Below are 15069 nucleotides of genomic sequence, written 5' to 3'. Positions count from 1 at the left end.
ACGGCGGAGTGCGTTTGGTGGTCAATAGATTCGGTGCTCTGGCGCCCGCGAACAGGCTGAGCGACGCCCGTCCCTTCTTCGAAGGGCTGCGGAGTGCCGTGGCGTCGCTATCGCTCCTGTTCGTCGCGACGCTCTGGTCGGGAGCGCTGCAGGCCGAGAGTGTCCGCATTCAGGACGCCCTTTCCGATGTGCTCCCACAGGCCATGGTTGAGGCTCCGTCACGCCCACTCTTGTGGCGGGTTCAGCACCCGGACCAGCCGGAGCCCGTGTACCTCTTCGGAGCGCTGCACTTCGGCGATGACAGTTTTTTTCCCCTCCCCGATAAAGTGCTCGATGCCTACCGCGACTCGGATCTGCTCGCCGTTGAACTCGATGTCTCCCAGGTCGGCCCCGACCGTATGCACGCCACCCTGGCGCGAATGGGGCGTTATCCGTCCGGCGTGCAACTGTCCGAACGCATCGCGCCGGCACTTTGGGAGCAACTGAGCCAAGCCAGTCAGCGGCTGGGCCTGCAGACCGAGTCTATTGTGCATCTGCGCCCCTGGTTGGCGGCGCTGCAACTGGTCAACCTTCAGGTGGCGCGCAGCGATTACCGAGCCGGGCAGGGCGTCGACCGCTACTTTCTCGATCTGGCCCGGGGGGACAAGCCGGTAGAGCCTCTTGAAACCCTGGAGCAGCAATTGTCCCTGTTTGCCGGTATGACCGAAGTGGAGCAGAGCGCTTTTCTGGAGCATACTCTGGAGGACCTCGAGGCCACCGGGCCGCAGTTGCGGAGAATGGCGCGGGCCTGGCGGGAAGGGGATCGCTCGGACCTGGAGTCGGTCATCCTCGGGGCGTTTGATCGCGAGGATCATTTCAGTCGCACCCTCTATCAGCGAGTGTTCAAAACCCGCAATGAAGCCATGGCCAGTGCTGTGGAATCCTACCTCTCCGCCCAGCAACGGGTATTTCTGGTGGTCGGTATTGGTCACCTGATTGGTCCCGATGGTCTGGTCGATAACCTCCGCCAGGCGGGTTACCGCATCGAGCAGCTCTGAGCGCGCTTATTGAACCCTTCCGGGGCTTGTGGCACAATCTCCTGCCTTCACGCCGGCCGAAGGGCTGATTTTTGTTAAAAATTCATAAAAATCAGTGGCTTGGCGGTTCTGTGAAGTTTGCCTGTCGCGCCGCAAGCCAGGTGCGTCGGCAGTGAAAGCGGTCGTGGTGGAATTGGTAGACACGCCAGATTTAGGTTCTGGTGCCGAGAGGTGTGAGAGTTCGAGTCTCTCCGACCGCACCAATTTAAGATCATTCATGAGTTACCCTTAACGGCATTGGCCCCCCGATGCGAATAGCGTATAGAGGAAGAGAATGCAGGTTTCCATAGAGACAACGTCCGGTCTGGAACGTCGCCTGACGGTGGGAGTCCCCGCCGCAGAAGTCGATAGCGAAGTGCAGAAGCGCTTGCAGCAGGCTGCCAAGAACATTCGTATCAACGGCTTCCGCAAGGGCAAAGTACCCATGAAAGTGGTCAAGCAGCGCTATGGCGACGGTGTTCGTCAGGAAGTGCTGGGTGATGTCATCAACCGCAGCTTCTATGAAGCCGTGCGTAAAGAAGACGTCAAGCCTGCGGGTCAGCCGTCCATCGAGCCCAAGCAGTTCGAAGAGGGTAAGGACCTGGAGTATGTGGCCACCTTTGAGGTGTACCCCTCCGTTGAGCTGGGCGACTTCTCCAAAATTGAAGTGACTCGCTACAAGGCGGATGTAACCGCTGAAGATGTCGACAACATGATCGACGTGCTGCGTGAGCACCAGGCCAGCTGGAAAGAAGTGGATCGGGCCGCCCAAGACGGCGACCAGGTCAATATCGATTTCGTCGGTACCCGCGATGGTGAAGCCTTCGAAGGTGGCAGTGCGGAAGGACAGAATCTGGTGCTGGGTTCCGGCTCCATGATTCCCGGCTTTGAAGACGGCTTGGTTGGCCTGAAGGCCGGTGACGAGAAAACCCTCGAACTGACTTTTCCGGAAGACTATCAGGCGGAAGAGCTGCGCGGCGCCGCGGTTGAGTTCAAGGTGACCGTCAACAGCGTTTCCGAGAAAGAGCTGCCCGAGCTGGATAAAGATTTCTACGCCAAGTTCGGCGTCGAGAAGGGCGGTAAGCCTCAGTTCCGCAAGGAAGTGAAGGCCAATATGGCCCGCGAGCTAAAGAACGCCATCAAGGCCAAGACCAAGAACCAGGTCATGGACGCGCTGCTGGAAACCCATAAGCCCGACCTGCCCAAGGCTCTGGTCAGCAGTGAAATCGAAACCCTGCGTCAGCAGATGATGCAGCGCTTCGGTGGTCAGCAGCAGAACTTTGACGTCAAATCTCTGCTCCCGGACACCATGTTCCAGGAAGATGCGGAGCGCCGCGTCGCCCTGGGCTTGGTCGTGGGTGAAATCGTCAAGGAAAACCAGATCAAAGTGGATGCCGATCGCGTCCGTGAAATGGTGGAAGAGCTGGCCTCTACGTACGAGGAGCCCGAGGCGGTCGTCAATTACTACTACGAGAACCGTCAGTTGCTGTCCAGTGTTGAGTCGGCGGCCCTGGAAGATCAGGTGGTGGACTTTATCCTGGATAAAGCCAAAGTGACCGATGAGTCCAGCAGTTACGACGACATCGTTACCCGTCAAAAGCAGCAATAATTGTACAAAATGGCCACAAACTGGACAGTTTGTGGCCATTCTCCCCGCCGAAGTCTCCTTATGCTGGCATATCAGCGTTTCTCAGGTTAAGCTTTCCCTACCATTTTCAGCGGTTCCGTCCAGTCGAGCCGCGGTAGTCAATAGAAGGACATACGGTTTTTATGTCGAACGAATTCTCCAAACAGGTACCTGACGTTATGGCATCCGGCTTGATTCCCATGGTGGTGGAGCAGACCGCCCGTGGAGAGCGCTCCTACGATATCTATTCCCGCCTGCTCAAAGAGCGGGTGATCTTTCTGGTGGGACAGGTCGAAGACTATATGGCGAACCTGGTGGTGGCTCAGCTTCTGTTCCTGGAAGCCGAGAACCCCGACAAGGATATTCACCTCTACATCAACTCTCCCGGTGGCTCGGTGACCGCCGGTATGGCCATTTATGACACCATGCAGTTCATCAAGCCCGATGTCAGCACCATGTGCATCGGCCAGGCGTGCAGCATGGGCGCATTCCTGCTGACCGCCGGCGCCAAGGGCAAGCGGTTCTGTCTGCCCAACTCCCGGGTCATGATTCACCAGCCCAGTGGTGGAGCCCAGGGTCAGGCGTCGGACATCCACATTCAGGCTCGGGAGATTCTGAGTATCCGCGAGCGTCTGAATGAGCTGATGGCCTATCACACCGGCCAGTCGGTGGAGAAAATTGCGCTGGACACCGAGCGGGACAACTTCATGAGTGCCCAGAAGTCGGTCGAATACGGTCTGGTGGACAGTGTGGTCAGCCGCCGCGGAGGCGCTGAATAATCTGACGCCAGCACGCCCGGGCATCCAAACGGGGCCCGGTGCGTATACTTCATTGAGTCTGGAGGCCAAACCGGCGAATCCAGCTTGAAATTCCGGGTAAAAGGTTGCATCTTTACCCCTATAAGCGTTTAAGACGGAGTGGTTTAATGACCGATCACACCAAAGACAGTGGCGACAAGAACGGCAAACTGCTGTATTGCTCGTTCTGCGGTAAGAGCCAGCACGAAGTGCGCAAGCTGATCGCCGGTCCCTCGGTGTTCATCTGCGACGAGTGTGTCGATCTGTGTAATGACATCATCCGCGAGGAGATTCAGGAAGCGGCCGCTGAAGGCCCCTCTGAACACCTGCCCACGCCGAGCGAAATCTCGTCGATTCTGGATGAGTACGTCATTGGCCAGAAGCGTGCCAAGAAAGTATTGGCCGTGGCGGTGTACAACCACTACAAGCGTCTTCGGGTTGGCGACAAAGGCAAGGACCCGATCGAGCTTGGCAAGAGTAATATTCTGTTGGTGGGGCCGACCGGTAGCGGTAAAACCCTGCTGGCTGAAACCCTGGCACGCCTTCTCGATGTACCCTTCACCATTGCGGATGCGACCACGTTGACCGAAGCGGGTTACGTGGGCGAAGACGTCGAAAACATCATTCAGAAGCTGTTGCAGAAGTGTGATTACGACGTCGACAAGGCCCAGCAGGGTATTGTCTACATCGATGAAATCGACAAGATTTCCCGCAAATCAGACAACCCCTCCATCACCCGTGATGTGTCAGGGGAGGGCGTCCAGCAGGCGCTGCTCAAGCTGATTGAAGGCACCGTGGCTTCCGTGCCGCCGCAGGGTGGGCGCAAGCATCCTCAGCAGGAATTCCTGCAGGTAGACACCAAAAATATCCTGTTCATCTGCGGCGGTGCCTTTGCCGGGTTGGACAAGGTTATTCGCGACCGCTCCGAGAAAGGCGGTATCGGTTTTGGGGCGGAAGTCAAAAGCAAGGACGACAAGCGCAAGTTTGGCGAAATCCTGCATCAGCTCGAGCCCGAGGACCTGGTTCAGTACGGTCTGATTCCCGAGTTCGTCGGCCGCCTGCCGGTCATTGCCACCCTCGATGAGCTCGATAAAGAGGCGTTGGTTGAGATTCTGACCGAACCCAAGAACTCCCTGACCAAGCAGTACCAGCGACTGTTTGAAATGGAAGGGGTCGACATTGATTTCCGCCGCGACGCGCTTGAGGCGGTGGCCCAGAAAGCCATGGACCGCAAGACCGGTGCTCGTGGGCTGCGCTCCATTATGGAGGCGGTGCTGCTGGATACCATGTACAAGATTCCTTCCGAAGAAGGTGTCGTGAAAGTCATTGTCGATGAGTCTGTTATCAAAGGCGAGTCGGAACCCCTGCTGGTCTATGAGCAGAGCGAGGCGCCAGCGAAGGTAGCCAAGGGCGACTGAACGCGGTTGCAGTATCGTGGTTGAACCGCAAAGAGCGCCTTATGGGCGCTCTTTGCGGTTTTTTACCGTCAAAAACTTGTAATCCGGCGGGGTAGCCCCCAATCTTTTAGTGTGTCGCCCTTTGGCGACAAGCAGTTTCTGGCCTTCCACTATGAGGACCGACCCAGATGGATCAACAAGACAAGCCCATTCCCACCCAAGTCAGTGATATTCCGCTGTTGCCGCTGCGTGACGTTGTGGTGTATCCCCACATGGTGATTCCCCTGTTCGTGGGCCGTGACAAGTCCATCGAGGCGCTGGAAAGCGCCATGTCCAGCGACAAACAAGTATTACTGGTAGCCCAGAAAAATCCTGGTGACGATGACCCCAAGGCAGAGGACCTGTACGGCGTCGGTACCGTTGCCACGATTCTGCAGCTTCTGAAGCTGCCTGACGGCACGGTGAAAGTGCTGGTGGAAGGCGGTGAGCGTGCCGCGATCGAAAATGTCGAAGTCATTGATAAACATTTCCGCGCCAGAGTGAACCTGCTGGAAGAGGAAACCCTGACGGGGCACCAGGCGGATGCCCTGATCAATTCCACCATCAATCAGTTTGAACAATACGTCACTCTGAGTAAGAAAGTACCCTCGGAAGTGATGACTTCACTCAGTGGCATTGACGAGCCCGGTCGCCTGGCCGATACCGTGGCGGCGCACATGACCCTTGAGCTGGGGCAGAAGCAGGCGATTCTGGAAATGGTCTCGGTGCGCGAGCGCATCGAACACCTGCTGGGTTTGATGGAGGCGGAAATCGATCTGTTTCAGGTCGAGAAAAAAATCCGCGGGCGCGTCAAACAGCAGATGGAAAAAAGCCAGCGCGAGTATTACCTGAATGAGCAGATGAAAGCCATTCAGAAAGAGCTTGGCGACATGGGGGATGAGGGCAATGAAATCGACGAGCTCGAAAAGAAAATCGAGCAAGTGGGTATGCCCAAGGAAGCCGAGGAAAAAACCCGTGCCGAGCTCAACAAGTTGCGCATGATGTCCCCGATGTCGGCGGAAGCCTCGGTGCTGCGCGCCTATATCGACTGGATGCTGAAGGTACCCTGGAAAAAACGCAGCAAAGTCCGTCACGACCTGCAGCGGGCTGAGGATGTGCTGGAGAAAGACCACTTTGGCCTCGAAGAGGTCAAGGAGCGCATTCTTGAATATCTGGCGGTCCAGAAGCGGGTCAACAAAATCAAAGGCCCGATCCTGTGTCTGGTTGGTCCGCCCGGTGTGGGTAAAACCTCCCTGGGTGAATCCATCGCCCGGGCCACCAATCGCAAGTTCATCCGGATGGCGCTGGGTGGCGTGCGAGACGAAGCGGAAATTCGCGGTCACCGCCGGACCTATATCGGTTCTCTGCCCGGCAAACTGGTGCAGAAAATGGCGAAGGTCGGGGTAAAAAATCCGCTCTTCCTGTTGGACGAAGTCGACAAGATGGGGATGGATAACCGGGGTGATCCGGCCTCGGCACTGCTGGAGGTGTTGGACCCGGAACAGAACAATCACTTCAACGATCATTACCTGGAAGTGGATTACGATCTGTCGGATGTCATGTTCGTCTGCACCTCCAACTCGATGAACATTCCCGGCCCGCTCCTGGACCGTATGGAGGTTATCCGGATTCCGGGGTACACCGAGGATGAGAAGCTCAACATTGCGCTTCGTTACCTGATTCCGAAACAGATGAAGACCAATGGCCTCAAAGAAGGCGAGTTGACCATTGCCGATGAAGCCATTCGCGACATCGTCAGGTACTACACTCGCGAAGCCGGCGTGCGTGGTCTGGAGCGGGAAATCGCCAAGGTGTGCCGTAAAGTGGTCACCCGCCATGTGAAGGACAAGACCGTGCGCGAGGATGTGGTTGATTCGGCGGTCCTGGAAGATTATCTGGGGGTTCGGAAGTTTGACTTTGGTCGAGCTGAAGATAAAAACCAGATCGGCCAGGTGACCGGTCTGGCCTGGACCCAGGTCGGTGGTGAGTTGCTCACGATCGAGTCGTCGGCAGTCAAAGGCAAGGGGCGGGTCATCAAAACGGGTTCCCTCGGCGATGTCATGCAGGAATCCATTCAGGCGGCCCTCACCGTAGTTCGTTCCCGCGCCCAGGTGCTGGGAATTGCGCCCGACTACCACGAAAAAATGGATGTCCACATTCACGTTCCGGAAGGGGCAACCCCGAAAGACGGCCCCAGTGCCGGTATTGCGATGTGCACCGCATTGGTCTCGGTGTTGACCAGTATCCCTGTGCGGGCGGATGTGGCGATGACCGGTGAAATCACCCTGCGCGGGGAAGTGCTGCGGATTGGTGGCCTGAAAGAAAAGCTTCTTGCGGCGCATCGTGGCGGTATCAAGACGGTTATTATTCCGCAGGAAAATGAACGTGATCTGAAGGAAATTCCCGACAACATCAAAGAAGATCTGACCATCAAACCGGTGCAGTGGATCGACGATGTGTTGCAGATTGCGTTGCAGTCCATGCCCAAGCCGCTGTCTGATGAAGAGTATCAGGCGCTGGAAAAAAAGGCTCAGCAGGATGATTGCGGTAACCGTATCAGCACCCACTGAGGCGAAAAGGAAGTTTCCAACGGTAACAACCGGACCAGCCTTCGGGCTGGTATCCGGGTAACAAAACAGGGCGTTGACGCCCGGTTCGGGTCAGGTTTGGTCAAATAACGTTCAATCCTTGAAGTAATCGCACAAAGCGAACATTGTCTTCTTGACCCGCCTGACCTCACTTGGTATAAATCGCAGTTCATTCGCCAAGCAGGCGGCACGGGGCGATTTGCTGTCCTGGCCAACTCACCGTTCAGGCCAATGGTGTTTGCCTGAACGGGTACTAACCTGAGCGGGTCATGAGCCGACATTGAATGGTCGGGGATTGATTTTGAACAGTAACCTGCGCCATCGATTTCTGAAGCAAATAATCAAAAGGGGTTAAGTGTGAACAAATCCGAGCTGATTGAAGCCATCGCCGCATCTGCGGATATTCCTAAAGCTGCTGCCGGCCGTGCGCTCGACGCAATGGTTGACAACATTACTGGTGCTCTGCAGAAGGGCGATCAGGTTGTTCTGGTCGGTTTTGGTACCTTCGCTGTGAAAGAGCGTGCCGCGCGCACCGGCCGCAACCCACAGACCGGCGCCGAGATCCAGATCGCCGCTGCCAAGGTGCCCAGTTTTAAAGCGGGTAAGGCACTGAAAGACGCGGTCAACTAAGCGTTTTTGACGCGCCCTGTGCGCGTTTTCGGTGATTGCCGGGAACGTTCATAGTTTGGTTTCAGCGAGTTGAGTGATCGCTCCAGAAATCAGAGAGAGCTGACCCGGCAGTATGAAGAGGCGCATCCCTAGAGGTGCGCCTTTTCTTTATTCAACCAGATCGACTCGCTCGGCCCCTGGTTTGAGCAAGATGATAAGAAAGCGCGTTGGAATCGATCGTCCCAACGGGTTTATGACTAGGAGCAGACAATGCTGCAGACGATTCGCGACAACTCCAAAGGTGTGGTAGCCGGTATTCTGGTCGGCTTCCTGGTGATCATTTTCGCTTTGTCCGGTGCCGAGGCGCTGTTTTCGGGTTCCAGCCGCTCCGGCGAAGTGGTTTCCGTTGACGGTGAGTCCATTACCGAAAATGAGGTGGCTCGGGAGATCTATCGCCAGCGCCAGCAGATTCTCAATCAGTATGGCGACTCCGTTCCGTCCGAATTTGTCAGCGATGAACGTCTGCGTGAGCCGGCCATTGAAGCGCTGGTCCAGCGCAAGGTGCTGATTCAGCACGCCCGCAAGCAGGGGATGGCGGTCAGCGAAAGTACGCTGGATCAGTTGATCTTGAGTTTCCCGCAGTTCGCGGGTGACAGTGGTCAGTTCGATCCGAACCGCTACCAGCAGGTGCTGCGCTCCATGGGCTATACGCCGGCCCAGTATAAGGCTCTGCTGCGCCAGGAACTGTTGCTGAATCAGCTGTCTTCCGGTGTCGCCGCCAGTGGCTTTGTGACGCCCGCTGAGCTGGAGCGGTTTGCCGCTTTGAACTTCCAGAGTCGCGATTTCCAGTATGCCATTCTGAGCCGCGATCAGGTCGCGGACCAGGTCGAGGTGACGGACAGTGACATCGAGGCGTATTACCAGAGTAACCAGAGCCAGTTCCGTCAGCCCGAGCAGGTGGCCGTTGATTATATTGATCTGAGCGTTGCCAATCTGATGGCGGGCATAGAGATTGATGAGCAGACGCTACGCGACCAGTTCGAGCAGAACCAGGCGGCTCAGGAAGGGCAGGAGGCGGAACGTCGCGTTGCCCACATCCTGTTTGAAGACGCGAGTGACGAGCGGGTTGCCGAGGTGCAGAGTGCACTTGAAGAGGGTGCCTCGTTTGCAGAGCTGGCCGAACAATACTCTGAAGACCTAGGCTCCAGCGGGCAGGGTGGCGATCTGGGCTTTGTTTCCGGTGAGGGCCTGCCCGAAGCCTTTATGGCCGCCGTTGAGTCACTCGAGGTTGGCGAAGTGTCGGCTCCGGTTGAAACCGAAGCCGGGGTTCACCTGATCACGGTGACCGAGCAGCGGGGTTCAGAAGTAACCACGTTTGAAGATGCTCGGGAACGCATTGCGCAGCAGCTCAAGCGGGTCGAAGCGGAAAATGAATTCGTCACCCTGATGGAGCGACTGAGCGAGCTGTCCTACAACGCCGATAGCCTGGAATCTGTCGCGGATGAGTTGAAACTGCCCCTGGAAAACACCGGTCTGTTCGGACGCAACGGTGGCCCAGGCGTTGCCGGTGAGACCACCGTTGTCGAGGCGGCATTTTCGGAAGAAGTCCTCGAGCGTGAAAACAGCAGTGATCTGATCGAGTTGGCAAACGATCGGGTCGTGGTGATCAAGAAGACCGACTACCAGGAGGCCTACATCAAGCCCCTGGAGGAAGTGCGCGAACAGATTGTCCGGCAGTTGCGCAATGAGCGGATCCAGTCTTTGCTGGCGGAGCGCGGTGAAGCACTGCGTGAGGCAGTAGCATCTGGCGAAGCACTTTCAACGGTGGCGGATGAAGCCGGGCTTGAGGTTCAGACGGCGGAGGATGTCGAGCGCCGTGCAAACGATCTGGATCGCGCGCTGGTCCGGCATGTGTTTTCACTACCCAAGCCCTCTGGCGAGCCTGTGATCAGTGGTGTATCGGTACGCAATGGCTATGCCGTTGTAAGGCTGACCCAGGTGCAGAATGGTCAGTGGAGTGATCTGAGTGAAGAGGAACAGCAGTCGCTGCAACGCAACCTGGCGCAGATGAAGGGGCAGCAGGAATATCTGGCGTATCGCGAGCAGTTGCGTCAGGAGATCACCGTCGAGCGTTGATGGGCTGACAGTCAGAGTGGCGGACCTTCTGGTCCGCGCCTCATAGGCATAAAAAAACCGCCTTCAATCGGCGGTTTTTTATGCCTGTAACTCCGGGGAGTAATCAGAACGAAGCGTTGTTGGTCACGTCCACAAACAGCGTCAGGGATTGTCCCGGATGAATGTAGCTGGATGCGGATACCGTGTTCCAACGCAGAATATCCTGGACCGACAGATTGAAGCGGTTGGCGATGCGAGCGATCGAGTCCCCCTTTCTCACCCGGTAATGCACCTTTCGCACGACGGAACGGCGATCGCTCTGGGCGCTGCTGGTCATGCCTTCCTGTTCGGTCCAGATTACCAGCGTCTGACCCGGCATCAGAGTGTCGCCCGGTGCCATGCCGTTCCAGTTGGTCAACGCCCCTACGGTGATGCCGTGGCGCTTTGCAATGGTCCAGAAGCTGTCGCCCGGGCGAACCTTGTAGTCGACCCTGGAGCTTCCTTCGCTGCCCTGAGAGCGGTTCTGGGTCCGCTGCCGCCGTTGATCGGCGCTGAAAGCGTAGCGGTTTGCTGGATGCTTGGCCGTGGGGATCATCAGGGTCTGACCGGCCCGGATGATATTGCTGTTCAACTGGTTGACGCTTTTGATGGTGTCAACGCTGGTGCGATAGCGGCGGGCGATGGTGATCAACGAGTCGCCACTGACGACACGGTAGCGATCCCAGCCCACGCGCTCGCGGGTGGGAATGCTGGCCAGGTTGGCGCGGAAGGTCTCTTCATGCTGGACCGGGATCAACAGCCGGTGGGGGCCGTCCGGATCCGTGGCCCAGCGATTGTAGCCGGCGTTCAGGAGGTAGAGCTCGTCCAGCTCCAGTTCGGCCAGCTCGGCGGCCTGCGCAAGGTCGATCTGTGACTCCACATCCACGATCCGAAAGTAGGGCTCGTCCGGGACGGGGTTGAGGGCAAGATTGTACTTTTCGGGCTCGCCAATCACTCTGGCAAGGGCCAATAATTGGGGCACATAGGCCCGGGTTTCCCTGGGCAGGTTCAGGGACCAGAAGTCGGTTGGCTTGCCGCGTCGCTCGTTGCTGCGGATTCGGCGCATGACATTACCCTGGCCAGTGTTATAGGACGCCAGGGCAAGCAACCAGTCGCCGTCAAACAGCTCGTTGAGGTACTTCAGGTAGCGAATGGCGGCGTCGGTGGAGGCGACCACATCCCGGCGTCCGTCGTACCACCAGTTCTGTTTGAGGCCGTACTGGCGGCCGGTGGCGGGGACAAATTGCCAGATGCCGGAGGCCCGGCCGTGGGAATAGGCAAAGGGGTCAAAGGCGCTTTCAACGATGGGTAGCAGCGCCAGCTCAAGCGGCATGTCCTCGGCTTCCAGCTCGTTGGCAATGTGGTGGAGGAAGCGCTGGCCCCGCTCGATGACCCGCTCCATGTAATGTGGGTGACGGGCGTACCAGTCCACGTAGGTGTCGATTCGTGGGTGATCGACATCGGGAAGTCCGTAGCCGTCTCTCAGGCGCGGCCAGAGGTTGCCCTCATCCGACACCAGGAATTGGGCCTGTTGCTCCCGATCCAGGGTGCAGAGCGATTCGTCGATGACCAGGTGGTTCTGGTCCGCGGTTTTGGACGGTTCAGAGGGGGTCAGGGTCTGGCAGCCACCGAGGCTGATCAGGCTGACGGCCAGGGCGAGAGGGCGCTTGAGTCGATTCATGGGTTACCGAAGTACTGGTGACACGTGATGCCAGACGTCGTTCGCCAGGCGCGGATTTTCGCGATTCTAGGGACTCTCATCGGGGGCGTCAAGGAACGCACGGAGGATGTGGCGCGCCGTTCATCCGGGTTTCCCTGCAGACTAACGAAACCGGTCTTTTCTGGAGCGCAGTTCCCCAAAGACTCTTGACCGCTCGGTATTGGGGGGCAGACCCAGAGCGCTCACCAGGGAGGGGGCGTCCGTGCGCAAATAGGGGTTGGTCTCCCGCTCCAGGGAGAGTTCACTGGGAAGGGTCGGTCGGTGGCTGGCTCTCAACTCGCTGACATGGCCCAGACGCTTGCGCACGGCCGCATTGTCGGGCTCCACCGACAGGGCAAAACGCAGGTTGGTCTGAGTGTACTCATGGGCACAGTAGATCCGGGTCTTGCCCGGCAGCGTGTTGAGCCTGTCCAGAGACGTCTGTGCTTGCGCCGGGGTCCCCTCAAACAGTCGGCCGCAGCCTGCGGCAAACAGGGCGTCGCCGCAGAACAGCCTCGGGGGAGCTTCTTGTGTCGCCGCCTGAAAGTAGGCGAGGTGGTCCAGCGTATGGCCGGGAACGGCCATGACTGACAGGGTCAGGCCCGGCAGTTCCAACCGATCACCGTCTTTCACGACCTGGTTCACTTGAGGTACTGAGTCCGGGCCATACACCGGGACTTTCAGGCGGCTCAGGATCCCGTCCAATCCGTCGGTATGATCCCAGTGGTGGTGGGTGATCAGGATGCCTCTGAGTCTGAATTTCTCCCGCTTCAGTGTTTCAAGTACCGGTTGGGCGTCGCCGGGATCGATCAGATACACGTCGCCACTCTGGCACTCCGGGGTATCGTCCACGGGCAGCAGCCAGAAATAGTTGCTGTCCAGTGCGGGAATACCAATGGGTTCGCGCATTAAAGGCTCCTGTTTTCATGGGGTTAAGCGAGTATACTCTCAGCATAGCGGATGCCTGCGCAACCGCCGAGTGGGGCGATTACTATGACTTCAGACAAGTTCCTGAGCCGGGTTCGGGCTTGGCGGAGGCAGCGTTTTGGCGTGCCGCCGGCGGATCAGTCGGCCCGGGAAATGGCGGCCTGGTTCGGTACCCCTCTCGGGCGGGCGATGTTGGCGGCTGAGAAGCTCACCCTCGAGGGCGCGCTGCAGGACCTGTTTGGCTACCATCTGCTGCAGATTGGTGTCGATCCAGCGCTGGATATGACCGGCAGCAGCCGGATCACCCATCGCGTGACGATTGCCCTCAGTGATGCCGGGGCCGGTTCACTGTCGTCGTTGATCGCCGACCCCCGACAGCTGCCGCTGCCTTCCGGGTCGGTTGATCTGGTGGTGTTGCACCACGCACTGGATTTCAGTCCGACGCCCCATCAGCTGCTACGAGAGGCTCAACGGGTCTTGATCCCCCGGGGATGTCTGGTTGTGGTGGGATTCAATCCCTGGAGTGGCTTCGGGCTCACCCGCCACGTCGCACGCCTGTTCAGCCGGCACGCGCTCTGGCGCCATCAGCCGTTGAGGCTTGGACGTTTGTTGGACTGGCTGCAGTTGCTGGATCTTGAGCCGGACCGCGTTCAGCGTGGGTTTTACCGCCCGGCGTTGCAGCATCCCGGCGCTTTGCGTCGTTTACAATGGTGTGACCAGTGGGGTAAAAGGCTGCACCTCCCGGGAGGCGCCTTCTATCAAGTGCTTGCCTGCAAGGAGCTGGGTGGTGCGGTTCCTGTCAAACCCGCGTGGGAGCGGCGCCCATCGTCGTTGCCGGGGCTGGGCGCCCAGCCCATGAGAAAAGATCAAAAGTATTGAAAATCAATGAATTGCTGGTGATAGTTTGAAAAAAGTTGAGATATTTACGGACGGTGCCTGCCGGGGGAACCCCGGGCCCGGTGGCTGGGGAGCGCTACTGCGCTTCAACGGTCAGGAAAAGAGCCTGTACGGTGGTGAAGCCGAGACCACCAACAACCGGATGGAACTGCGAGCGGCCATTGAAGCACTCGACGCCCTGCGGGAGCCCTGTGAGGTGGTCCTGACCACGGACTCTCAGTATGTGCGTAAGGGCATCAGCGAGTGGATGAAGGGCTGGAAACGCAACGGCTGGAAAACCTCCGCCAAAAAGCCCGTCAAAAACGTCGATTTGTGGCAGGCGCTGGATCGGGCGGTACAGACCCATCGAATTGACTGGCGCTGGGTCAAGGGGCACAGTGGACACCGGGAGAACGAGTTGGCAGACCAGCTGGCCAACCGCGGCATTGACGAATTGAGGAGTTGAGCGTGCGACAGATCGTACTGGATACCGAAACGACGGGTCTGGAGCCCTCCCAGGGCCACAAAATCATCGAAATCGGCTGTGTGGAGCTGGTCAACCGGAAGCTGACCGGACGTCATTATCATCAGTACATCAATCCGGAGCGGGAAGTGGATGCCGGCGCGATGGAGGTGCACGGTATCACCAATGAGATGCTGGCGGACAAGCCGGTGTTTGCGCAGATTGTTGAAGACTTTGTGGCCTTTGTCGATGGTGCGGAGCTGGTGATTCACAACGCGCCGTTTGATATCGGTTTTATCGACCACGAACTCAAACAGTGGAATGCCCGGTTTGGCTCTATTACCCGTCGTTGCGGCGTGATCGACAGCCTGGTCCTCGCCCGGAGCAAGCACCCGGGGCAGAAAAACAACCTGGATGCGCTGTGCAAGCGCTATGGCGTGGATAATGCCCAGCGCGAGCTGCACGGCGCCCTGTTGGATGCCGAGATTCTGGCCGACGTTTACCTGCTGATGACCGGTGGCCAGACGGCACTGTCTCTGGGAGGAAGTTCATCGGCGGGCAGCGGCAATGACAGCTCCGGGCAGGAGCGGCGCCCCCTGTCGGCCCAGCGGACACCGACACCGGTGATTCGCGCCAGCGATGAAGAGTTGGCCGCCCATCGCGCGAAGCTCGAGGCGATCGAGAAAAGTGCTGGGCAGGTGCTCTGGCAAGATTGATCAAAGTCCCAAATTTGCTGATTTCTTAGTGGCTTACGTTGCTTTGTTCAAATTTGTGTGAAAAATAGGGGGACTTGGGTTACATTGTTTCCCACAACAATTGTGTCCCATAACAACAAGTA

The 15069-nt window shown here is 58.0% G+C and carries 12 protein-coding genes and 1 tRNA gene; 11 read left to right on the top strand and 2 right to left on the bottom strand.

Going from position 1 to position 15069, the window contains the following annotated elements:
* The first annotated feature begins 17 nt into the window (after nucleotides 1-17).
* The 8 genes from N645_RS0104045 (at nucleotide 18) to N645_RS0104010 (ending at nucleotide 10248) form a co-directional block, all read left to right on the top strand.
* Nucleotides 18-1037 (top strand): TraB/GumN family protein, encoded by a 1020-nt coding sequence (locus N645_RS0104045; protein WP_193744947.1) that lies wholly within the window; start codon nucleotides 18-20, stop codon nucleotides 1035-1037.
* A gap of 157 nt (nucleotides 1038-1194) precedes the next feature.
* Nucleotides 1195-1279: transfer RNA gene (locus N645_RS0104040), tRNA-Leu, on the top strand.
* A 71-nt stretch (nucleotides 1280-1350) separates the two neighbouring features.
* Nucleotides 1351-2664, top strand: coding sequence for a trigger factor (tig, locus tag N645_RS0104035; RefSeq protein ID WP_024460231.1), 1314 nt, complete (start codon nucleotides 1351-1353; stop codon nucleotides 2662-2664).
* Nucleotides 2665-2825: 161 nt separating this feature from the next.
* Nucleotides 2826-3461, top strand: coding sequence for an ATP-dependent Clp endopeptidase proteolytic subunit ClpP (gene clpP / locus N645_RS0104030; RefSeq protein ID WP_024460230.1), 636 nt, complete (start codon nucleotides 2826-2828; stop codon nucleotides 3459-3461).
* A gap of 146 nt (nucleotides 3462-3607) precedes the next feature.
* Nucleotides 3608-4897 (top strand): ATP-dependent Clp protease ATP-binding subunit ClpX, encoded by a 1290-nt coding sequence (gene clpX / locus N645_RS0104025; RefSeq protein ID WP_024460229.1) that lies wholly within the window; start codon nucleotides 3608-3610, stop codon nucleotides 4895-4897.
* 167 nt (nucleotides 4898-5064) lie between these two features.
* The gene (gene lon, locus N645_RS0104020) at nucleotides 5065-7485 is read left to right on the top strand and encodes an endopeptidase La (protein WP_024460228.1); all 2421 of its coding nucleotides are present in this window, start codon (nucleotides 5065-5067) and stop codon (nucleotides 7483-7485) included.
* Between the two features lie 375 nt (nucleotides 7486-7860).
* Entirely contained in the window at nucleotides 7861-8133 is a 273-nt protein-coding gene (locus tag N645_RS0104015) for an HU family DNA-binding protein (RefSeq protein ID WP_024460227.1), read from the top strand.
* Nucleotides 8134-8382: 249 nt separating this feature from the next.
* Entirely contained in the window at nucleotides 8383-10248 is a 1866-nt protein-coding gene (locus N645_RS0104010; RefSeq protein ID WP_024460226.1) for a SurA N-terminal domain-containing protein, read from the top strand.
* Between the two features lie 103 nt (nucleotides 10249-10351).
* Here the strand turns inward: N645_RS0104010 and N645_RS0104005 are convergent, their stop codons facing one another.
* Together N645_RS0104005 and gloB are read right to left on the bottom strand one after the other, a co-directional pair.
* Nucleotides 10352-11947, bottom strand: a complete 1596-nt coding sequence (locus N645_RS0104005) for a LysM peptidoglycan-binding domain-containing protein (RefSeq protein WP_024460225.1) — start codon at nucleotides 11945-11947, stop codon at nucleotides 10352-10354.
* Between the two features lie 141 nt (nucleotides 11948-12088).
* On the bottom strand, nucleotides 12089-12874 hold the full coding sequence (gloB, locus tag N645_RS0104000; RefSeq protein WP_024460224.1) for a hydroxyacylglutathione hydrolase: 786 nt from the start codon (nucleotides 12872-12874) through the stop codon (nucleotides 12089-12091).
* Nucleotides 12875-12958: 84 nt separating this feature from the next.
* Here gloB and N645_RS0103995 point away from each other — a divergent pair, with 84 nt between their 5' ends.
* Genes N645_RS0103995 through dnaQ form a run of 3 tightly spaced genes read left to right on the top strand, consistent with a single transcriptional unit; the run spans nucleotide 12959 to nucleotide 14947 of the window.
* Nucleotides 12959-13771: a class I SAM-dependent methyltransferase gene (locus tag N645_RS0103995; RefSeq protein WP_036159849.1), complete on the top strand. Its 813-nt coding sequence runs from the start codon at nucleotides 12959-12961 to the stop codon at nucleotides 13769-13771.
* Between the two features lie 25 nt (nucleotides 13772-13796).
* Nucleotides 13797-14234: a ribonuclease HI gene (rnhA, locus tag N645_RS0103990; protein WP_024460222.1), complete on the top strand. Its 438-nt coding sequence runs from the start codon at nucleotides 13797-13799 to the stop codon at nucleotides 14232-14234.
* 2 nt (nucleotides 14235-14236) lie between these two features.
* Nucleotides 14237-14947, top strand: coding sequence for a DNA polymerase III subunit epsilon (dnaQ, locus tag N645_RS0103985; RefSeq protein WP_024460221.1), 711 nt, complete (start codon nucleotides 14237-14239; stop codon nucleotides 14945-14947).
* The last annotated feature ends 122 nt before the right edge of the window (nucleotides 14948-15069 follow it).

The organism is Marinimicrobium sp. LS-A18, assembly GCF_000463525.1.
GTDB classification, from domain to species: Bacteria; Pseudomonadota; Gammaproteobacteria; order Pseudomonadales; family Cellvibrionaceae; genus Marinimicrobium; species Marinimicrobium koreense.
The sequence above is the reverse complement of the archived record's forward strand: the minus strand, read 5'-3'. Positions and strand labels throughout refer to the sequence as shown.

Bases quoted from the DNA above. Each gene is read 5' to 3' on its own strand.
- N645_RS0104010 (WP_024460226.1), top strand. From the start codon at position 8,383: ATGCTGCAGACGATTCGCGACAACTCCAAAGGTGTGGTAGCCGGTATT.
- gloB (WP_024460224.1), bottom strand. From the start codon at position 12,874: ATGCGCGAACCCATTGGTATTCCCGCACTGGACAGCAACTATTTCTGG.
- N645_RS0103995 (WP_036159849.1), top strand. From the start codon at position 12,959: ATGACTTCAGACAAGTTCCTGAGCCGGGTTCGGGCTTGGCGGAGGCAG.
- clpX (WP_024460229.1), top strand. From the start codon at position 3,608: ATGACCGATCACACCAAAGACAGTGGCGACAAGAACGGCAAACTGCTG.
- N645_RS0104005 (WP_024460225.1), bottom strand. From the start codon at position 11,947: ATGAATCGACTCAAGCGCCCTCTCGCCCTGGCCGTCAGCCTGATCAGC.
- lon (WP_024460228.1), top strand. From the start codon at position 5,065: ATGGATCAACAAGACAAGCCCATTCCCACCCAAGTCAGTGATATTCCG.
- tig (WP_024460231.1), top strand. From the start codon at position 1,351: ATGCAGGTTTCCATAGAGACAACGTCCGGTCTGGAACGTCGCCTGACG.
- clpP (WP_024460230.1), top strand. From the start codon at position 2,826: ATGTCGAACGAATTCTCCAAACAGGTACCTGACGTTATGGCATCCGGC.